This window comes from Ohtaekwangia kribbensis (assembly GCF_042676245.1).
Lineage (GTDB): Bacteria > Bacteroidota > Bacteroidia > Cytophagales > Cyclobacteriaceae > Ohtaekwangia > Ohtaekwangia kribbensis.
In genome coordinates this window covers 316,385-336,400 of record NZ_JBHTKA010000001.1, presented here as the reverse complement: position 1 = coordinate 336,400, position 20,016 = coordinate 316,385, and the positions used below count along the sequence as shown (strand labels likewise).

At 44.0% G+C, this 20,016-nt stretch carries 17 protein-coding genes; 8 read left to right on the top strand and 9 right to left on the bottom strand.

Annotated features, from left to right (window positions below; translation table 11 throughout):
- Positions 1-301: 301 nt before the first annotated feature.
- Positions 302-1,417, bottom strand: coding sequence for an ATP-binding response regulator (locus ACFQ21_RS01475; RefSeq protein WP_377573795.1), 1,116 nt, complete (start codon positions 1,415-1,417; stop codon positions 302-304).
- A 252-nt stretch (positions 1,418-1,669) separates the two neighbouring features.
- Here ACFQ21_RS01475 and ACFQ21_RS01470 point away from each other — a divergent pair, with 252 nt between their 5' ends.
- From ACFQ21_RS01470 to ACFQ21_RS01445, 6 genes are all read left to right on the top strand, one after another.
- Positions 1,670-1,825 carry a hypothetical protein gene (locus ACFQ21_RS01470; RefSeq protein ID WP_377573792.1) on the top strand — a complete coding sequence of 52 codons (156 nt, stop codon included), beginning with the start codon at positions 1,670-1,672 and terminating at the stop codon, positions 1,823-1,825.
- Entirely contained in the window at positions 1,779-2,042 is a 264-nt protein-coding gene (locus tag ACFQ21_RS01465; RefSeq protein WP_377573789.1) for a hypothetical protein, read from the top strand. The genes ACFQ21_RS01470 and ACFQ21_RS01465 overlap by 47 nt, the downstream gene beginning before the upstream one ends.
- Before the next feature lie 30 nt (positions 2,043-2,072).
- Positions 2,073-2,456 carry an ATP-binding protein gene (locus ACFQ21_RS01460; RefSeq protein WP_377573786.1) on the top strand — a complete coding sequence of 128 codons (384 nt, stop codon included), beginning with the start codon at positions 2,073-2,075 and terminating at the stop codon, positions 2,454-2,456.
- A 459-nt stretch (positions 2,457-2,915) separates the two neighbouring features.
- The gene (locus ACFQ21_RS01455) at positions 2,916-3,638 is read left to right on the top strand and encodes a LuxR C-terminal-related transcriptional regulator (protein WP_377573783.1); all 723 of its coding nucleotides are present in this window, start codon (positions 2,916-2,918) and stop codon (positions 3,636-3,638) included.
- A 304-nt stretch (positions 3,639-3,942) separates the two neighbouring features.
- A complete protein-coding gene (locus tag ACFQ21_RS01450) occupies positions 3,943-7,176 on the top strand; it encodes a SusC/RagA family TonB-linked outer membrane protein (protein WP_377573780.1) in 3,234 nt (1,077 codons plus the stop codon).
- Positions 7,177-7,188: 12 nt separating this feature from the next.
- Positions 7,189-8,652: a SusD/RagB family nutrient-binding outer membrane lipoprotein gene (locus tag ACFQ21_RS01445; RefSeq protein WP_377573777.1), complete on the top strand. Its 1,464-nt coding sequence runs from the start codon at positions 7,189-7,191 to the stop codon at positions 8,650-8,652.
- A 188-nt stretch (positions 8,653-8,840) separates the two neighbouring features.
- Here ACFQ21_RS01445 and arr read toward each other — a convergent pair whose 3' ends face one another.
- From arr to ACFQ21_RS01410, 7 genes are all read right to left on the bottom strand, one after another.
- Positions 8,841-9,296 (bottom strand): NAD(+)--rifampin ADP-ribosyltransferase, encoded by a 456-nt coding sequence (arr, locus tag ACFQ21_RS01440; RefSeq protein ID WP_377573775.1) that lies wholly within the window; start codon positions 9,294-9,296, stop codon positions 8,841-8,843.
- A gap of 259 nt (positions 9,297-9,555) precedes the next feature.
- Positions 9,556-9,954 carry a VOC family protein gene (locus tag ACFQ21_RS01435; RefSeq protein WP_377573773.1) on the bottom strand — a complete coding sequence of 133 codons (399 nt, stop codon included), beginning with the start codon at positions 9,952-9,954 and terminating at the stop codon, positions 9,556-9,558.
- A gap of 119 nt (positions 9,955-10,073) precedes the next feature.
- Positions 10,074-11,159 carry a DUF4932 domain-containing protein gene (locus ACFQ21_RS01430; RefSeq protein ID WP_377573770.1) on the bottom strand — a complete coding sequence of 362 codons (1,086 nt, stop codon included), beginning with the start codon at positions 11,157-11,159 and terminating at the stop codon, positions 10,074-10,076.
- A gap of 17 nt (positions 11,160-11,176) precedes the next feature.
- Entirely contained in the window at positions 11,177-13,543 is a 2,367-nt protein-coding gene (locus ACFQ21_RS01425; RefSeq protein WP_377573768.1) for an ABC transporter permease, read from the bottom strand.
- A gap of 200 nt (positions 13,544-13,743) precedes the next feature.
- On the bottom strand, positions 13,744-14,523 hold the full coding sequence (locus ACFQ21_RS01420) for a DNA-formamidopyrimidine glycosylase family protein (RefSeq protein WP_377573765.1): 780 nt from the start codon (positions 14,521-14,523) through the stop codon (positions 13,744-13,746).
- Positions 14,524-14,648: 125 nt separating this feature from the next.
- Positions 14,649-15,104: a VOC family protein gene (locus ACFQ21_RS01415; protein ID WP_377573762.1), complete on the bottom strand. Its 456-nt coding sequence runs from the start codon at positions 15,102-15,104 to the stop codon at positions 14,649-14,651.
- A 61-nt stretch (positions 15,105-15,165) separates the two neighbouring features.
- Positions 15,166-16,062 carry an NAD(P)/FAD-dependent oxidoreductase gene (locus ACFQ21_RS01410; protein WP_377573760.1) on the bottom strand — a complete coding sequence of 299 codons (897 nt, stop codon included), beginning with the start codon at positions 16,060-16,062 and terminating at the stop codon, positions 15,166-15,168.
- A gap of 270 nt (positions 16,063-16,332) precedes the next feature.
- Between ACFQ21_RS01410 and ACFQ21_RS01405 the strand changes: the two genes are divergently transcribed.
- The gene (locus ACFQ21_RS01405; protein ID WP_377573757.1) at positions 16,333-17,265 is read left to right on the top strand and encodes a LytR/AlgR family response regulator transcription factor; all 933 of its coding nucleotides are present in this window, start codon (positions 16,333-16,335) and stop codon (positions 17,263-17,265) included.
- Positions 17,266-17,418: 153 nt separating this feature from the next.
- Here ACFQ21_RS01405 and ACFQ21_RS01400 read toward each other — a convergent pair whose 3' ends face one another.
- Positions 17,419-17,565: a hypothetical protein gene (locus ACFQ21_RS01400; RefSeq protein ID WP_377573754.1), complete on the bottom strand. Its 147-nt coding sequence runs from the start codon at positions 17,563-17,565 to the stop codon at positions 17,419-17,421.
- A 36-nt stretch (positions 17,566-17,601) separates the two neighbouring features.
- On the opposite strand from ACFQ21_RS01400, the gene ACFQ21_RS01395 reads away from it, so the two are divergent.
- Positions 17,602-20,010 (top strand): TonB-dependent receptor, encoded by a 2,409-nt coding sequence (locus tag ACFQ21_RS01395; RefSeq protein ID WP_377573751.1) that lies wholly within the window; start codon positions 17,602-17,604, stop codon positions 20,008-20,010.
- The last annotated feature ends 6 nt before the right edge of the window (positions 20,011-20,016 follow it).

Sequence of the window (20,016 nt, the reverse complement as noted above, 5' to 3'; positions counted from 1 at the left end):
GGCAGGAAAAGGTTGACGGATCGCATTGCCCGGAAAGACAAAGCAACTTTACGGTCTGGCACATCGGGACATATTAAATGGTGAAAAAGCACACAAGGATTTTAAGAAGGCCTCGGACAAGTAGGGCGATACAGAGTAGTTGCTGGCTGTGTGCTTCTGGCTACAATGAAAAAAAACATCGACATCTTGTGGCCAGAAGCCGGTAGCTTATATATAGCAGTATACATGTGGTCACCAGCCGGAATCCATGCCGCGGCAGTAACAAACTCAAGAATAACGATGAACAGATAACGATTAACGATTAATGCTCAACCTGCGGGATCGTAAGATGGACGGTAGTTTCCCTACCAAAGGATGAAGTGATTTCGATGTTGCCTTTTAGTTTTGCGATGGTTTCTTTTACGGTGTAGAGTCCCAGGCCGGCACCGCGACTTCGTTCGGTGCCGCGGTAAAACATGTTGAATATTTTTGGCATGACATCATCGCGTATACCGATGCCGTTGTCTTGTATGGTAACAACGGCGCTCTCCTCCGTAGCATATACTCTAACGTTAACGTAAGATATTTTCTTGTTGTCGCTATAGGATATAGCGTTGGACAGGAGGTTGGTGAAGATTATACTGATGCGATCGTGGTCGGAGTAGAAGGGGACATCCGCATTGATAGAGATGCTTTTTTTAACCTGGTTGTCTTTATCGAGGTAGTCAAGTTTGCTCAGACTTGTTTGTATAATGGACGACCAATTGATTTCTTCGATTTGAACATCGCTGCGTGCATTCTGATAGTATTCAAGTATTTCACTCAGTGTATCATCCAGTTTGGTTATGCTGGTGGCCATCATGGTGTGCAGGGAATCCAGAATTTTATAGTCTCGTTGATCGGTGGTTAAACTCAGTAAGCCCATCACCGATGCCAGCGGTCCTCGTAAATTATGCGATACACTATATACAAAACTGTCAAGCTCTTTATTAACCTTCAGCAATTCTATATTTTGTCGCTTTAGCGCGAGTCTTGCTTTGCGTTTCAGTCTTTCTATTTTACGTTTTTTTACTGCGTTAACGATCGCTGTAGGCAGTCGCGATAAATTGGATTTCAGTATATAGTCATCCGCGCCATCGTGGAGACAGGAAACTGCATACTCTTCGGATACTGTGCCGGTAACAAGAATGAAGGGTACATGCCGCGCTTCCTGCAAACATATCTTCAATGCTTCGCGCGAGTTAAAACCGGGAAGGCCATGATCGGAGAGAATTACATCAGGTTTGTACATTCTGATGGCATCATTAAATTCTTCACGCGTATCGACACACTGGTAAGAGAAAGTCAGATTCTCCTTGCGAAGAACGTGTTCAATTATACTAACATCATCGAGGTTGTCCTCCAGCATGAGGATCTTCAACTCTTTTTTATCATCCATAACCACAATGTTTTATTAGGATACAACTTCAGTAGAGGTAGACCAGGGAAGGAATTACTTCATTCAATATAATAAATTATCGGTATTAATAGTAATTTAGGTGAGCCTTTTTGAAAATGACGAGGCTTTGTCAGTTTCTATTTTGAATGGATGATCGAATAGAGTGCTTGTCCAATTGTGTTCTATCCATATAGGGACAAGTAACTTGAATGGGACGGAAAATTGCTTCAGGGAAAATGAAATAATAATTACATGAGAACGGAACGCCTGGTCACCGCAGTTCAGGAGCTTTCGCTTGCCCGCGATTGGGACACTGTTATGCGCATTGTTCGCATTGCCGCCCGGCAACTTACCGGAGCAGATGGTGCTACATTTGTTTTGCGCGACAAAGACAAGTTACTATACTGATGAGGATGCCATCGGACCGTTGTGGACAGGAAAGCGTTTCCCGCTCAACACATGTATCAGCGGATGGTCGATACTAAATAAGAAAACTGTCGCCATCGAAGATATATACCTCGATGACCGAATTCCGCAAGATGCCTATCGCCCCACATTTGTAAAAAGTCTGGTGATGGTGCCGATTCGCGCAACGGAGACCATAGGCGCCATCGGAAATTATTGAGCGGAGAAACATTAGCCAACAGACGATGAGATGAGGCTGCTTCAGTCGCTGGCGGATATCACTTCCGTAACAATTGAGAATGTTATTGTTTATACGGAGGTGGAGCAACGGGTTAAAGACAGGACTGCAGACCTCGAGGCCGCCAATAAATCGCTGGAAGCATTTTCATATTATATCTCGCACGACTTGCGCGCTCCGTTACGATCTATACTCGGCTTCATCGGTATACTTAATGAAAATGCTGCCGATCGATTTACTTCCAGTGATCGCGATACGGTTGACAGAAAAGATTTTGAAGGCATCGGTACAGGACTCTCCATTGTTAACAGAATCGTAGAAAAGCTTGGCGGTAAAACGTGGGCGAATGCAAAAGTAGATGAAGACGCACAGTTCTGTTTTTCGCTGCCTTTGTGATGCAAAGTATATCTGGTGATCTCACCTCTGTATATAACATGCTGTATATATACTTTCTTTTCTTTATCGCCTTCAGGTATGCAGGTTAACGGTCCTGAAGTACACGGTGCACACCAACTTGACTGCGAGATTAAAACGAGATTAAAACCGGATTAAAAAGTAACAATTGCACTGTTCGTTTGTGGGACTTTCTTCTTACAACCCGTAGTATAAATCTTATTTGGTATTTTATACGGTATAACAATTTTAATTTTGCCGATCGTAAACTAGCTTGCAACGTAATTGTTCGTAGCTACGTAGAATTGTACTTAGTACTTCAGAGAGTTTAACTGTATTTGAAGGAAGAGAATAATGAGAAAGTAGATTGGTTGTGTCTCCACCATACACACCATCAATAGTCTAAAGAACAGGTTATTGTAGGAAGAAGTATAAGGAGTCATTAAAAATCAGAAATGCAATATGTTTTATCGGAAAAGAGTAGTATTGATTGACAGGGATGCGCAGTTTCAGGATGTACTGAAATATGTACTTGGATCCATTGATAAGATCCTCATTGTTAATCAGTATACAGAATGTGCTGATGCTTTGAAAAGCGTAGACCGCGATCAGCCGGATATATTTATCATGGGAATTGATTTCATTTTTTTGAAAGGTCCCGAGTTCATCACCAAAATAAAAAAGAAAAATCCGCGAATCGATATTCTTGTGATCTCAGACTATACCGATCAGGATATTGTGTTGAATGTTATCGGCAGTGGCGCTACCGGTTTTCTGCTCAAGCAAAATTGTCTCCCCAGATTACAGGAGTCTATCGAATGTCTTCTGAAAGGAGGTGCACCACTTGATCCATTTATAGCGCGCATCATTATCAGTGCGCATCACACGGGCGATAACTCTCCGCTAAGCAACCAGGAAACAACGGTGTTGAAACTGATGATGAAAGGATTGACCTCGCGCATGATTGCAAGTGAGTTGGGTATAGCAAAAGATACTTCGAAGACGCACATCAAGAATATATATAAGAAGCTGGAAGTAAATTCACGTGCACAGGCAGTGTCTAAAGCAATTGCCAACAAGCTGGTGCCTTCCAATATTCTGCCCAAGCTTGCGTGGTATTTTTACTACTCTACCGGCATGCTCCTGGAGGAGATCGTGTCAATCTCTTTGGTGTCAGAGTTTTAAGCAAATAAGTTAACGTAAGATGGGTGATTTTATATCACCCTTATTGTTTCTCCTGGTCGAGAACTAATTTTTTGAAAACAGCCCGCTGTCCATGATTTTATAAGGCGTTTGATCCGAAACATCGGTATAAGATTCTAAACGTTCACGCTTCCTTCAGCCGCTGAAACTATATTGAATACGTATAAAATAACCCCTTTGGTGTTAGGTTTTATATTTACTCATCTCACCTTTGGGTTATAAAGAGTGTATTTTCTGTACATGATCTACAGGTTAACATTGCCCGCATAAATTAACCTAAATGAACATGAAAAGAATTTTACTCGCGTGCTTCGCAGCAGTGCTTGTAATGGTCTCTTCGGGGACTGTGTTAGCACAAGAACGAATTTCGGGTAAGGTGATTTCCGCAGAAGAAGGATCGCCTTTACCTGGTGTCAATGTAGTTGTGAAAGGTACAACCAATGGTACCGTAACCGATGCAGAAGGAAACTATACTCTTTCCGCTCCTTCTGATGGAACACTCATCTTTACTTTTATCGGACTCGCCACACAGGAGGTCGCCATCGGTGGCCGCACTACGGTTGATGTTCAACTCGCACAGGATGCCCAGCAACTGAATGAAGTAGTTGTTACTGCTCTCGGTATAGTGCGTAGCAAAAATGAATTACCGTATGCTGCGCAGGAAGTACGCGGTGATGATATTAGTCGTGCCCGCAGTTCCAACTTCGTAACATCTTTATCCGGCAGAGTTGCCGGTGTTGATGTGAAGAGTAACAACAACATGGGTGGATCTGTAAACGTGGTGATCCGCGGGTATAAATCGATCATGAACAACAACCAGGCGTTGTTTGTAATTGATGGTATACCAGTGTCCAATGCTAACAACAACACCGTTAACCAACGCAACGGTGCGGCTGGTGTTGACTATGGTAACGCAGCGGCCGATATCAACCCGGATAACATTGAGTCGGTAAACATATTGAAAGGTGCAGCAGCATCTGCGCTGTATGGTTCGCGTGCAGCGAACGGTGTGGTAATGATCACGACCAAGAAAGGACGCAAGAACAGCTTCGATGTTGTATTGAACACCGGTGTTGTGGTTGGTAAAATCGACAAGAGTACATTTGCCCGCTATCAGAAAGAATATGGTGGTGGGTATAGATTAACCTTCCAGCCAAATGAGACATACGATGATGGATCTTTGCCAGTACCTCAGTTTACTGCCGATGCATCATACGGGCCTAAGTTCGATAATCAGTTAGTATATAACTGGGATGCATTCGATCCAAAGCACCCAAACTATCACAGAGCAACAACGTGGAGAGCAGCTGACAATGGTCCGGAAACATTTTATGAGACAGCGGTACAATCTAACCAAAGCATTCTGATAAGCGGAGGTAATGATAAAGCTGTATTTAAAGTTGGTTATACCCGCAGTGATGAGACCGGTGTATTGCCGAACAGTACATTGGACAAGAACATGTTCAACTTCTCTACTTCGTACGACTTTACTCAAAAGCTTACGGTAAGTGCCTCTGCTAACTTTTCGCATATAGAAGGTCTGGGCCGTTATGGAACAGGCTATAGCTCGGCAAACCCGAACCAGGTGTTCCGCCAGTGGTGGGCTACCCATGTGGATATGCAGGAGCAGAAAGACGCGTACTTCCGCAATCGCCAGAACATAACCTGGAACTGGAACTCTGCACGTACAGGTCCTATATATATGGACAACTCATACTGGACACGCTATGAGAACTTCAACAACGACTCACGTGATAACTACTTCGGCTATATCGCTGCAAACTATAAAGTAAACAGCTGGCTGGAGGTAATAGGACGTGCCGCTGTTAACAAGACTGTAGATCTGCAGGAAGAACGTGTAGCGGTAGGAAGCTCTGCTGTTGCCCGTTATGAAAGATTCGACAGAACGTTTACCGAGTCAAACTATGACCTGATGTTGAACTTCAAGAAAGCTATTTCTGATGATATATCGTTCAGCGGTGTACTCGGTGGTAACATACGCCGTAGTGAAATGAATTCTATCCGGGGTCTTACCAGCGGAGGTTTAGCGGTGCCGGGTCTATATGCGTTGTCTAACTCACGCACGCCTATGAGTCCTCCGACCGAAGTAAATGAACGCATTGGCGTGGATGGTATATTTGCGAGCGCAAACTTTGGCTATAAGGAAATGATATTCCTTGATCTTGCCGGAAGACGCGATCAGTCTACTACACTTCCATCCAACAACAATACATTCTATTATCCTTCTGTAGCGGGTAGCTTTGTATTCTCAAAGCTGTTGGATGTATCATGGTTGAATGAAGCGAAAGTACGTACCAACTATGCACAGGTAGGTAACGATGCTCCTCCGTTGAGTGTATACAATGTATATGATAAACCAACTGCGATTGGTGCCGTACCGTTCTTTTCATTGCCGAATACAAAGAACAATCCAGATCTGAAACCGGAAAGGACGAACAGTATAGAAATTGGTTTGGAAGCTGACTTCCTTGATGAGCGTGTAGGTTTCGATTTCACCTGGTATAAATCAAGTACATTCGATCAGATCCTTCCGGTAACCGTAAGTGCTGCTACAGGATATACCGGTAAATATGTAAATGCCGGTGAAGTAGAAAATAAAGGTATAGAAATTTCTGCGTTCGTAGTGCCCGTAAGAACAAGTGACTTCTCGTGGACCATGAACCTGAACTACTATCGTAACCGTAATGAAGTAGTTAGTCTCTATAGCGAAGGCGGAAACCCGGTGTTGAATGTGCCGATCAGTGCTAATGGTGTTGCCTTCCAGGGGGGGGTAACATTGAACGCAGCGGTAGGTCAGCCTTACGGTGTTATCCGCGGTACGAATTATACTTACCTGAACGGACAACGTGTTGTTAATGCAAAAGGATACTATCAGCCAACAGCAAGCTCTGCAGAAATAATTGGTGATCCGAACCCATCCTGGTTAGGTGGCGTAGGCAACACATTGAAGTATAAAAATCTTAGCCTGAGCTTCCTGGTGGATGTTCGTCATGGCGGAGATATATTCTCATTGGATATGTGGTATGGTGACGGTAGCGGTCTCTATGAAGAAACTGCAGGCCTGAACGATAAAGGAAATCCGAAACGTAATCCGGTAGCAGAAGGTGGAGGTGTGTTACTGCCAGGTGTTAAAGCGGACGGAACTCCGAACAATGTATATGCCGAGAACTTTGATGGTAGCGGTAACACGGCATACGGTTATGTTGCCAACGGTCAGTCTGGTGCGCCACGTGCTGCGTATGTATATGATGCGAGCTATGTGAAACTTCGTGAAGCATCGATCTCCTATTCTTTACCATCATCACTTCTCAGCGGTTTGAAAGTTATCAAAGCGATCGATATATCACTGGTAGGTCGTAACCTTTGGATCATTCACAAGAACATGAAATACTCTGATCCTGAAGAGAGCATGAGTTCAGGTAACACAGCCAGCGGTTATCAAAGCGGGGCGTATCCGACCGTTCGTAACTATGGATTTAATGTGCGTTTCAAATTCTAAGATCAACTTATCATGAAGAAAATATTTGTAATATTCCTCTCGTTCGCGCTGTTGACATCCTGTGTCGACTCGCTGGATGATTATAACGTAGACACCAAGCGTGCACAGACTGTAACTGCGGAAACATTATATAGTGCTTCGTTGAAAAACCTGGCCGATATACTTACAACTCCGAACGTTAACAACAATAACTTCAGACTCTATGCACAGCATTGGACAACCACAACGTACCTGGATGAGCCCCGCTATGTGTTAACGTCACGTCCTATACCGCAGAACTTCTGGGATGCGTTGTACCGCGATGTATTGTCTGACCTGGTAGAAGCCCGCAAAATTGTAGAGGCGAACCAGTTCATTACGGAAGGCGTGAAGAATAACCAGCTTGCTCAGATTACGATCGTAGAGGTATATACGTGGTCTGTACTGGTAAATACATTTGGTAATGTTCCCTATAGCGAGGCGCTTGATATCAACAACTCGCTGCCGAAGTTTGATGATGCGGAAGATATATACCTGAATTTATTAGACCGCCTGGATGCAGCGTTGCCACTTCTGACAACGACATCAGCTGGTTTTGGTACAGGTGAATTACTCTACGCTTCCAAGACCGGACTTGCTAACAAGATCGACTACTGGAAAAAGTTTGGTAACTCGGTAAAGCTGAAACTGGCGATGGTGTTGGCAGATCAGAATCCTGATCGCGCAGCAAAAGCAGCAAGCGAAGCAGCAGCAACAGCGGAGAACCTGATCACAACCAACGATCAGAGCGCACGCTTCCCGTACATCAACGATGCTCCGAATAACAACCCGATTGCAACAAACCTGAACTCATCATTCACATCACGTCAGGACTTTATTGCAGCCAACACGATTGTTAACCTGATGAATACACTGCAGGATCCGCGCAGACCATTTTACTTTACGCAGGTAGGAGGAGAGTATAAAGGCGGTAACTATGGTTTCCAGAATGACTATGCTGTATTCTCGAAGATCAGCACTAAGATCATCACGCCTAGTTTCGAAGCGCTGCTGCTGGATTATGCGGAAGTAGAATTCCTGCTGGCCGAAGCGATCGAACGTGGATTTATAACCGGAACTGCTTCTGAACATTATGATAAAGCTATAACAGCTTCGATCACGTATTGGGGAGGTACACCCGCAGATGCTGCAACATACCTGGGACGTACGGAAGTTGCCTATACAACTGCAACCGGTGACTATAAACAAAAGATCGGTACACAAAAATGGATCGCACTGTTTAATCGCGGATGGGATGCATGGGTAGAGTGGAAGCGACTCGACTATCCTCAGTTGTTACCGCCATCCGGTACAGGTATACAAGTTGAGTTGAAGATTCCGGTGAGATTGATTTACCCGATCAGTGAGCAAACGGTGAACGGTAATAACCGTGCTATAGCTGCTGAAGCTATAGGAGGAGACCTCATCACCACGAAACTCTTCTGGGATATACACTAGAGTACTTTTTTATGTTGAATGTAGGGACTGTCCAATTTGGGCAGTCCCTTTTTCGTTGTCCCAAATCCAATGGCGCGAAGAACACAAAGAAGACATCGTGTTACGCGGAGGAATATACTTTATAGATGATGGAAAACATAAGGGACGTATACATTTAACGTAGCATTTATGCCGGGTATATATTAATCTTATTCGTCATTTAGCGAATTAATTCCTTGTTCTTTTAATTGTTCCAGTGCGACTTTCATGGCATTAACTTGTTCTGCAGGGTGTCCTTGCCAAACGGAAACTTCGCCAACAACTTTAAACGGTTCAGACGAACGATAAGACTTCGTTGGATTGCCTGGAAATTTTTTGTCAGTCAAGTCCGGGTCATCTTCTATTGCTCCTATTGGTTCTACTAAATAAATTCTTTCGCGGCCTTCTCCAACAGCGAGTTCAGCGCCCCATATAGCTGCATCTAATGTTGCAGACAGGAAAATGTATTTTGCATTTTTCCGTTGTCCAAAGTTTGAGCTGAAACCCGGTTCAATGAGTCCACCAATTTTCAAGTCCGCTTTGGTGCCGTGAAAATAAGTTTGAACAAATGGAGTCGCACCTTGTACGCTTAATTTGCTGTCGTCTTTACTTTTCTCAGTTGACATTTACCTGTAGATTGATTTTTCTTATTTATAGGGCACTAATTCCGGGATGAGCAATTGCCCTTCGTCAATTTACTCCATTAATTCTTAGATAGTAGAAATGACAATATATAAATTCGTATACAGTGAGAGAATGTCGAAAGGGGAAAGACTTGTTGCAGAAAATCCAGTTACACAAAGTACACCAGGGAGACACAAAATTACTCAGAGTTGTACACGGTTAACGATTAACGTATAGCTGATAACGGCTAAAGCCTAACCCCTAAGCCGCCCGCGGATCCATATACATGATCTCCCAATGATGTCCATCGAGATCGTAAAAACTTCGGCCATATATCCAGTCCTGGTCTTGCGCATCGTTGGGCGATGTAGCACCGGCCGCTAATGCCGTGTTCACAAGCTCATCTACCTTTTTCCGGTTGTCGGTTGAAAGTGTGAGGATTGTTTCGGTGCTTCGGGTGGCATCCGCTATTTCCTTTCGGGTAAAAGTTTTGAAGAAATCCGTTACCAGCAGCATTACATATATATCTTCTCCCACAATCATGCAGGTGGCATTTTTATCTGTAAACTGTGGATCGAATTTGAAGTTGAGTTTTGTAAAGAACTCAATTGCTTTCTCGAGATCTCGTACCGGTAAATTCACAAATATCTTGGTTGCCATAGCCCGGTGTCGTTAAGAAAATTGACAACACAAACTTATTACCAATGGCAGAAACGTTCGTTGTGTGAATGCGACAATCTCGGGGGGAATTGCGACAATCGCACGGGTATACCTGTCGCTTATTGCTTCCGGCACCATTCAAGTATAGCCGGATAGAGATCTGCGATGAGCCGGGGAGCATTCGGTGCCCGGTAGAGTTCCATCAATTTTGCATTGAACGCTTTATAGTTACAGAAGCCTCTCCGGTCTACCATTTGCATTTCAGTACGCTCATTGATGATCCTGAAATCAGCAGCAGGGTAGGTATCCATTGCATACAAGGTAAATACAGCCCACGTCATGTACTCATTAAAAACGGAAAGCGCATCTTCATAATGATCCGAATCTTTACCGGCTGTCCATTTGGAGCGATCGCTGAAGATGGAATAGATCACATCGCTGTAATAATCGCTGGCCGGGTTTACATAGTTATGATCGATCTCAGTAAAGACCACGCGTGTCATAAATCCTTCGGTAACATTCGCGTTATACCGCTGATGTGTAACGGGACCACAGATAAACATAATCGTCTGGTTGAAATTGTTCCCTTCAAAACGGTTTGTAGAATGACTTCCATACACCAGTGGCGAGAATGTAATTCTATAGTTATCGTACCGCAGGGAAAATTTATGTTCAAGCCATTGCCATTGTTTATCGATGGTGAGTTGCTTCCTCATCAGCGATCCAAGTTCCTCATAGTAAGACGCGTTGTCTCTGAAGAATTTTCGAAAGGAAGTCCTGATGGCAAATTGCCGGAGTTCCGGTATATATCCTTCAATTGAATTTTGTGTCCAGCTCAGTTGATCGTACGTTTGGTCTTTTACGATGCTGTCGGCTGCGTTGAAATAAAAACCACAGGCATCCATTTTCAGGTAGGGGTACCGTTGTGGAAGTTCGCGGTTGATCCACTGAACAATCTTCTCATTTTTGAACTTGCCGAAATGCGCCAGTACCTTCTGGTAATATTCTGTAGTATGATCGACCAGGTTGGAATCGGCAATGCCTGCTGGAGTAATTGCCATAACGATGTGGACAAGCTCCTGCACTTCGGGTATCTCCAGCGACCATTTGCCTTTGTTGGCGGCGATATACTGGTCAGAAAAATGTTGTGCCCGACAAGCAAGGCTTATCAGGCACAACGTACAGGATACCATTACAAACCGCATGGGTAAGTATATATATACTATTCGTTTCGAAGCGACTGAGCCGGGTTCCTTCGCCCCGCGCGCAATGCCTGCGTGCTCACAATAAACAGCGCCATCAGCAACGCAATTGCTCCTGAAGCAAACAATACCCATAATGGTATATCGATTCGATAGGTGTATCGTTCGAGAAACTTATTCATCATCCACCAGGCCAGCGGTGCAGCAATGGCGAATGCAATAATAACGAGTCTTGAAAAATCTTTCGAGATCAGGAATACAATGCCACTCAAGGTAGCACCCAGTACTTTACGAATGCCAATCTCCTTGGTGCGTTGTTCAGCTGTGAATGCTGCAAGTCCGAATAATCCGAGGCCGGTGATAAATATAGCGAGGAACGCAAATATATTGGACAGATCACCGATCAGGTTTATCTCCTTGAATTTCTTGTCGAACTCCGTACTGGCAAAAGCATAATCAAACGGATACGCAGGATTGTATTTGGTAACAGCCTTCTCTACATCTTTCAATGATTCAGCAATAGCTTTATTGGCAGGAAGACGTAACGTGATAAAGTTCGCGGATTCTTTGTTCAATACGGTAAACGAAGGTTTAACTTCTACAAAGAGATTTCCCATCAAAACATTTTCCGTTACACCGATAACATTGAACTTGTTTCCCCAAATCTCAAGTTGTGTACCGATCGGTTCTTTCAATCCCATCACATCCACAGCGGCTTGATTAATAATAACAGCGGATGAATCACTTTTATACTCTTCCGAAAAATCACGGCCTTCCAGCATTTTCGTACCCATTGTTTTATTATAGTCATAGTCTACACGCAACGTGGTAAACAACACTTTCAGGTCTGAAGGTTTACCGGGCCAGCTTACAAAGTTGTTGGAGAATATCTGTGTGATGGGACTTTGTGATTTGGTAACCGATGTCGCAATGTTTGAATTAAGAAGCTCGTTCTTCAGTGCTTCATAATTTTTTTCGAGATCAGCGGTATGGTCAATCATTAAAAGATCTTTCTGCTCATAACCAAGCGTGCGATCTTTCACGTGACTCACTTGTTTATGTATAATGAATGTAGCGGATATCAGTATAATTGAAAAACCAAATTGCAGCGTTACCAGGAGCTTGCGCGGTGTAACGCCAGCTTTGCCAACTGAAATTTTTCCTTTCAGTACAGATGCCGGTTGAAAAGACGAGAGGTAAAAAGCAGGGTAACTTCCCGAGAGTAAACCGGTAAATAATATCAATGAAATGGAAAGGATCCAGAACAGGGGAGAAGTAAAATCGAGTGTGAGTTTTTTCTCCACGAGTATATTATAAAACGGCAACGCGACTTCCACCAACACTACAGCGATTAGCAAGGCAAGTGTTGACAGCAGAATAGATTCGCCCAGGAACTGTGCTATTATTTCATTTCTTCGCGAACCTACACTCTTGCGTATACCTACTTCACGCGCTCTGCGTTCTGAACGTGCTGTAGAAAGATTCATGAAGTTGATGCACGCGATGATCATGATAAATGCAGCGATCGCAGTAAAGCCGGTAACATAATCAATCATGCCGCCTTCTTCAACACCATCTTTGAAATTGCTATAGAGTCTCCAGCGGCTCATCGGGTACAGGAATGCTTCACGCTTCATTTCATTTTGACCATTCTTGGTAAATATATCGCGAATGCTGTTGTCCACTTGTGCCGCCGGTGTACCTGGCTCTAGCTCTACAAACGTCTGGAACGAATATTCACCCCAGGTATTTTCTGTTTCCTTTATCCAGCCAGCAAACTTTTTATAGTATTCCCATGGCATTAAACAGTCAATTTCAAAGCTGGAGTTTCGGGGTATATCTTTTAGTATACCGGTAACTTTTAACTCTCCGAAGTTATCGACATTAACCACCTGGTTGATCGGATCCTGGTCGCCAAACAAGGCATGAGCCGTAGACTCCGTCAATACGATAGACGTAGGATCATCCAGTACACTGGCAGCGTCACCTTTGATCAATTCAAATTGAAACATCTCCAGGAATGCAGGGCCAACATAATGTCCTTGCTTACTAATGCGATTGTCGCCTACACGTAACAAGTGCTCACCACCCCAGTCTGCGAGTACGGTATTCTTCACATGGGTGTCAGCATTCTTTATACCTTCTGCGAGTGGCTGCGGTCCGGATGTCCACGAGTGGATCGTACCATCAAAATGCGAACTGATCCATGCCTGGTATAAATTATCATACTTCGGTTGAAAGCGATCGTAGGTAACTTCATCGTGTACCCACAGCAGGATCAGAATGGTACAGGCTATGCCTATAGCAAGACCGGATATATTGATGACCGAGTAAACTGAGTTTCGTAGTAAATTTCGTAAAGCGATTTTGAAATAATTTTTCAGCATGTTTCAGAGCATTGCGTTCGTTGAATGATAGAACTTCATCATGTTGCTGGTTACAACAGTTCGCAGATTCCCAATATCGGTGCCATACGGAAAATATGCCCTGCAAGAAGTATTTCAGCGGTTTGTTTCAAACACATCGATCAGATATGAACGAAGCTGTCCGCTTGCGGGCATATATGAGGAGGGTTGATACGACTGGGTTATTCAAACAATTCCTGCTCCTCGGTATAGTAAGTAACCCGTGCATTTACAGTAGTGGAGATGATCTCGCCACCGGTAGGGCTATGCGTTTTTTTGGAATTATGGATTGGCAGGAAATCGCGCACTTCTCCGCTGATGATGTCCGGATCTTTTTTGAGGATTTGTTTCTGCGCATCCTTCAAAACAGATTTGATGGACTTAGCAAGTCGTTTGATAGCAGCATCCGGAATTTTATTGCTCACAGCAAACGGAGAGATGCGTGCATCCCAAAGTATTTCATCGGCATACGCATTGCCTATACCGCGGATGTTGTGCTGATCGAGCAATACGTTTTTTATAATGGCTTTCTTTTTCTTCAGAAGATCTTTCAGGAAATCAGCATCCATTTCATCAGCCATCGCATCGGGTACATCGCTTGGTTCAGGATTCAACGTGATGGTAGCTGCTTTTTGAAAGTCGGTCAACACAAGTTTATGATCATCGTTGAAAAGAATTTCGAGTATGGTATGCTTGGGCTTTTCATCTTCCGGCACCAGGTATAGTTTACCTTTCAGCATCAGGTGCAGCCGGAGTATATCATCTTTCCTGAATTTGAAATATAGCTCTTTGCCTTCGCGGTATACTTCTATGAGAGTTTGTTTCAGTAAAGATTTCCGGAGTTCTGCTTCTGAAGCATTGGACTTCTTGTCCAACACCAGGTTAACATCCTTTACAGCTTTGTTGTGTAACTTCTTTTGAAGATTGATACTGAATACTTGAAGGTCTGGTAATTCCGGCATAGCTAATATGGGTTGACAGCTCGAACTTTGAAACGGACGAATGTACCAGACTGTTGTAACAGTTGCAACTATACCTGGCCAGATAAAAATTGAGGTCAACTGTTCGCGGGCCTGACTATATATAGTTACACATTCGCCTCGGGCTGCCACTGACCTTCCTTGTTGCGTACCAGTCTGGGCAACGGAGTGCCTACACTCCAATATAGTCCTTCCGGATCGCTAACAATAAAGCCTCGTCCCATAGGAGAGGTGCGCATCTCGCGCACTACTTTCGCTCCTGATTTTATTACGCGCTCGTATACTACCTCCGGAGTCTCTGTATCCAGGTGAATCGAAAACGCAGGATACCCGCCCTCACGTTCAGCTTTTTCAACAACACTGGCCACCGAACTTTTGCCGGGCTCAGCGCTATAGATGGTTACAGAGCCGCCACCAGACCAATGCAATTCAGCATGCGCGATGATGGTCTCATCTTCCGAGGTATAGATTGATACCTGTTTAAACCCGAGAACATGAACCAGGAAGTGCAAGGCCGCCTGTGCATGGCGATAGCCGAGGTTTGCTTTTAGAGATGCACTCATAGTGCTATAATTTTGTATGCAACTAAAAATACAACACCCAGAACGCAATCACAATGTGAATCTAAAAGTCTTCATCGATCATTTCTTTATTCACCATTGCGCCTGCCTTTGTACCCGCAGCGATCGCAGCAGATACCGAACGGAACATGGTTGTGTTATCTCCGGCAGCATATACTCCGGGCACGGTTGTGCGCTGAAAATCATCGATCTGCAGAAAGCCTTGCTCCGTAAGTACACATCCCAATTCTTGTGGCAACGAACTATGTTGTTTAAATTCAACACGTGCGAATAAAGCGGTGAGCGGATGCGTTGTCCCATCCTGGAAAAGCAGGTTGGAAATATACCCGTTGGTATGATCAATGCCGGTAATTTCTTTTTCAACTACTGTGATGTTACGTTTGGAAAGCGCTGCTGTTTGCTCGGCTGTAAGTTTGGATTTACCATGGGTGAACAGCACCAGGCTGCGGCTCCAATGGTGAATAAACTTTGTGAATTCAAAAGCAATATCGCCATTGGCAAGTACTCCGAGCGGTTGCCCGCGTACTTCATAACCGTGACAATAAGGACAGTGTAACACCGATATACCCCAGCATGCAGCGAAGTCTTTTATAGCGGGCATAACATCCGTTATACCAGTGGCAAATATTACTTTGCGGGCGGTGAAAGATTCTCCGGTCTCCGTTTCAATTGTAAACGCGTTATTGATGTGCGTGGCACGTGTGGCCAGTCCGTTGTGAAAGCGCACCGTTTTGTATTGCAGTACCTGTTGTTTGGCTGTCTCACGGATTTGTTTGGGAGTTTCTCCATCGTGCGTGATGAAGTTATGTGAATGAGGCGTTTGCCGGTTACACGGCATGCCACTGTCAATAACAAGTACATTTCGAAGGGAGCGCCCCAGCGCCATGGCCGCTGACAGACCTGCATAGCTTCCTCCGACTATTATTACATCATAGCTCATAATCATATTGAAGTTTGGATCGGGGCGAAGATAGTCTGGTAAAAACATAAATGCAACTTTGTTGCATTTATGTTTTTACGATATTACGATGTATATATTAGACGAAAGAGGAGGTGTCTGCGTCATATATAAACAGAAGCATAACAGTTATTCATACCAATCGGCAGTTATCTGCCCCTGGCTATATCTTTCAGCTGTTTTTTGCGTTAGTGATTTTCGAAACCCTTGATAAATTTACCCCACGAAAGCCACGATTTACCCCAAACCCGTATGAAGGCATTCATCTCACAACTTAATCCGCGATTTTCTTTTCGCATCGGAGCACACCTTGTTGAAACATTAAAGTCTCCGTTTCCTTATTATCTGAATGATGACCGAAAGAACACGCTGATTCCATTGGGCATGAGTCTCTTCCTTGTAGTCTTTATGCTGGTGTTCCAGCCCTATAATCCTTATAAGGTGTTGTTGATCGGTACCGTTACCTTCATGGTGCTGTTTGCCAATATTGTTCTTTTACCCAAAGTATTTCCGGCAGTCTTTGATGCGTCCAATTGGACAGTAGGTAAATATATAGTGTTTACTATATGGCAACTTCTACTGGATGGTATAGTTACGGCCATTGCCCTGGATGTGTTCAACTTTCATCCGGAAGTTGCCTTTGTGGATAAGATATTCAAAGTTTACTTTGGTGTTTTTACCAACGGAATTATACCGATTGCGCTGGCTACGCTGGTATTGCGTAATCACATGTTACAGGAAAATCTGCGCAGCGCAGTAATGGCCAATTGTGAGCTTGAGAAAATACGACTCTTGAAAGAAGATCCGTTGCATACGAAGTCCAATGTTGTCACGATTTATTCGGATACACGTGAGACACTAGACCTGGCCCTGTCTGAGCTTTTATATGTTGAAGCAAGCGATAACTACTCTACTGTATATTGGAAGAATGGACAAGGCATAGAAAAGAAAATGCTGCGAATCAACCTCAAGAATATGGAAAGCCAGTTGGATAATTATTTTGCTATTCGCTGCCACCGTTCCTTTATTGTTAACATCAATGCTATCGATCACGTTACCGGAAATGCCAACGGTTATAAATTAGGAATCAAGGATACTAATTTTTCAGTGCCGGTGTCGCGTGCCAAAGGAAAAGAGGTTATCGAAAAAATAGGACAACTTCGAAATGTATTTGAATTGAACTAACCATTCGTATCACAAACACAGTTATTGATACCACACACTTGTATCTCGTAACTTAAAGCCATCCACTCGCTACATTCGGGTATAGTTATACCTCTGTGCAGGCTTCATTCGCGTTAGGAAATCAAACAAATAAAACGCTTATGAACGCAATGCTCATCCATCCGGCAGGTATAGTCCTGCGAAGAACTTTTTTATCCTGCGGGAATTTCCCCGTGTCTCATCATCTGTATATAGTAACCCGACAGCCTCCGGTTGCGGAAGATCGTTTAGGACAATCGAGTATTGTCTTCTGTGAGTCAATTAAAAATAGATAATCCCAAAACCCTTTCCCTTACTATGAAATTACCCCTGTTATTTCGATTTGTAACCGGTATTATTATGCTGTTCACGTTTGTTTTCTCCGACCTGTCCGCACAGTCTACGCAGACTATACGCGGACGCGTTGTTGATGGTGTGAGCAATACTGCACTCGTAGGTGTAAGTGTGATGCTGGTGAGTACGGATGAAAAAATATATGGAAGTACCACCGATGCCGATGGCCGGTTTCGGATCGACAACGTTCCGGTGGGCCGACACACTATTCGCATTACTTATATAGGATATGAAGAGCAGACTATTCCCAATATTATTGCTACAGCGGGAAAGGAAGTGGTGCTTACCTTAAGTCTCACCGAAAGTGTGAGCCAACTGAATGAAGTTGTTATAACGGATGATGTAAAGAGCGACAAGACTGCTACAAACAATGATATAGCAGTGGTGAGTGCACGCTCATTCAACGTAGATGATACCAAGCGTTATGCCGGTGCTATAGGAGATCCTTCGCGCATGGCGGCTAACTTTGCCGGAGTAGTGGGTGGAAATGATTCACGTAACGATATCGTTGTACGCGGAAATTCACCCACCGGAATGTTGTGGCAACTGGAAGGACTGAACATTCCGAATCCGAATCATTTTGGAGCATTGGTAAGTACCGGTGGTCCGGTAAGTATACTCAACAATAATAATCTTGATAAATCAGATTTCATGACGAGTGCCTTCCCATCACAATATGGAAATGCAACGGCCGGAGTATTTGATCTTCGTCTGCGCGATGGTAACAATGAAAAACGCGAGTTGCTCGCGCAGGTAGGCTTCAATGGATTTGAAGTAGGAGCAGAGGGACCATTCTCGAAAAATTCGCAGGCTTCCTATATAGCGAACTATCGCTACTCTACACTGGGTGTATTTCAAACACTGGGTATAGAATTCGGAACGGGTTCGAATACACCGCTCTACCAGGATCTCAATTTCAAAGTGAGTCTGCCAACCGCACGGGGCGGCAAGTGGACTATATTTGGTCTCGGGGGAACAAGTTCAATTGATTTATTGGGAAGTGAGACGGACCTGAACGAGGATGCCAACCTATATGGTACGGAGAATCGTGATTCCTATACTAAATACAGAACGGGTGTAGCCGGCATAAGCTATGAGAAGTCGATCGCGAATACATACCTGCGCTTTACTGCGGGAGCGAGTGCTACACGTGAGCAGTTCGATTCTGATTCGCTGGTGCGCAATACAGAGAACGAAGTTACGGAGCGATACCTGCGTGCACAGGGTGATATGAATACACAGAAGTATTCATTCAACTTTTATACCCGTACCAAGTTCAATGCACGTAACAGTCTTACGTCCGGTTTTTATATTGACGCTACACAGTTCGACTTGTTTAACCGCGATATATATGCAAACCTGAATCGCGATACCGTGCGCCTGGATGTAGATAACCGGGTAACCCTATACCAGTTCTTTACAAGCTGGAAACATCGGTTCAACCAACGACTGGTGTTGAATGCGGGAGCGCATGCTCAATATTATTCCCTCAACGAACAGTTTGCCGTTGAGCCGCGCGTGAGTCTCCAATATATACTTAACAGCAAACAGTCCATCAGCGTTGGCTATGGTATACATAACCAGGCACAGAACGTAACTACCAGTTTTATTCAAACCAAAGCGCCTAGTGGAGAAGTGTTGCTAACGAATAAAGATCTCGACTTTACAACGAGCCAGCACTATGTACTCACATACGACTGGAATATAGTTGAAAACCTGCGCCTGAAAGCCGAAGGGTATTACCAGACGTTGTCCAATGTACCGGTGGAGCAGAAGTCTTCATCCTTTTCTGCACTTAATACAGGCGTGAGCTTTGCGATAGAGGAAGAAGACAGTCTGGTAAATAAAGGCACGGGGCGTAACTATGGTATAGAGCTTACGCTGGAGCGTTTTTTCAATAAGGGATATTATTTTTTGATTACTACTTCGCTGTTCGATTCAAAGTATAAAGGCAGCGATGGCATCAGCCGCAATACAACATTCAATACGCAGTATGTATTCAATGCACTGGCGGGTAAGGAATGGCGTATTGGTAAAGCGAAGAATTTCTTTTCCATCAACCTGAAACTTTCCACGATTGGAGGGAAACGTCTTACACCGATTGACTTTGAGCAATCGCAGCTATTTGGCCGCACGATATACAGGGATAGTGAAGCATTCAGTGAACGACAAGATCCATACTTCCGGGCTGACCTTCGCTTCTCTTATCGAAAAGAGTATAAACGAAGCACACTGGAAGTTGCACTTGACCTGCAAAACCTCACCAACAACGAGAATGTTTTTATGCAGAGCTATAACCCGCGCACCAACTCGGTAGTAACGCAGTATCAGCAATCGTTCTTCCCCGTACCGTATGTACGGTTTACATTTTAATGGTTA

What these genes read in the sequence shown, in the direction of transcription:
- ACFQ21_RS01475 (WP_377573795.1), bottom strand. Translation starts at nt 1,417, where the DNA reads ATGGATGATAAAAAAGAGTTGAAGATCCTCATGCTGGAGGACAACCTC.
- ACFQ21_RS01470 (WP_377573792.1), top strand. Translation starts at nt 1,670, where the DNA reads ATGAGAACGGAACGCCTGGTCACCGCAGTTCAGGAGCTTTCGCTTGCC.
- ACFQ21_RS01465 (WP_377573789.1), top strand. Translation starts at nt 1,779, where the DNA reads ATGGTGCTACATTTGTTTTGCGCGACAAAGACAAGTTACTATACTGAT.
- ACFQ21_RS01460 (WP_377573786.1), top strand. Translation starts at nt 2,073, where the DNA reads ATGAGGCTGCTTCAGTCGCTGGCGGATATCACTTCCGTAACAATTGAG.
- ACFQ21_RS01455 (WP_377573783.1), top strand. Translation starts at nt 2,916, where the DNA reads ATGTTTTATCGGAAAAGAGTAGTATTGATTGACAGGGATGCGCAGTTT.
- ACFQ21_RS01450 (WP_377573780.1), top strand. Translation starts at nt 3,943, where the DNA reads ATGAAAAGAATTTTACTCGCGTGCTTCGCAGCAGTGCTTGTAATGGTC.
- ACFQ21_RS01445 (WP_377573777.1), top strand. Translation starts at nt 7,189, where the DNA reads ATGAAGAAAATATTTGTAATATTCCTCTCGTTCGCGCTGTTGACATCC.
- arr (WP_377573775.1), bottom strand. Translation starts at nt 9,296, where the DNA reads ATGTCAACTGAGAAAAGTAAAGACGACAGCAAATTAAGCGTACAAGGT.
- ACFQ21_RS01435 (WP_377573773.1), bottom strand. Translation starts at nt 9,954, where the DNA reads ATGGCAACCAAGATATTTGTGAATTTACCGGTACGAGATCTCGAGAAA.
- ACFQ21_RS01430 (WP_377573770.1), bottom strand. Translation starts at nt 11,159, where the DNA reads ATGCGGTTTGTAATGGTATCCTGTACGTTGTGCCTGATAAGCCTTGCT.
- ACFQ21_RS01425 (WP_377573768.1), bottom strand. Translation starts at nt 13,543, where the DNA reads ATGCTGAAAAATTATTTCAAAATCGCTTTACGAAATTTACTACGAAAC.
- ACFQ21_RS01420 (WP_377573765.1), bottom strand. Translation starts at nt 14,523, where the DNA reads ATGCCGGAATTACCAGACCTTCAAGTATTCAGTATCAATCTTCAAAAG.
- ACFQ21_RS01415 (WP_377573762.1), bottom strand. Translation starts at nt 15,104, where the DNA reads ATGAGTGCATCTCTAAAAGCAAACCTCGGCTATCGCCATGCACAGGCG.
- ACFQ21_RS01410 (WP_377573760.1), bottom strand. Translation starts at nt 16,062, where the DNA reads ATGAGCTATGATGTAATAATAGTCGGAGGAAGCTATGCAGGTCTGTCA.
- ACFQ21_RS01405 (WP_377573757.1), top strand. Translation starts at nt 16,333, where the DNA reads ATGAAGGCATTCATCTCACAACTTAATCCGCGATTTTCTTTTCGCATC.
- ACFQ21_RS01395 (WP_377573751.1), top strand. Translation starts at nt 17,602, where the DNA reads ATGAAATTACCCCTGTTATTTCGATTTGTAACCGGTATTATTATGCTG.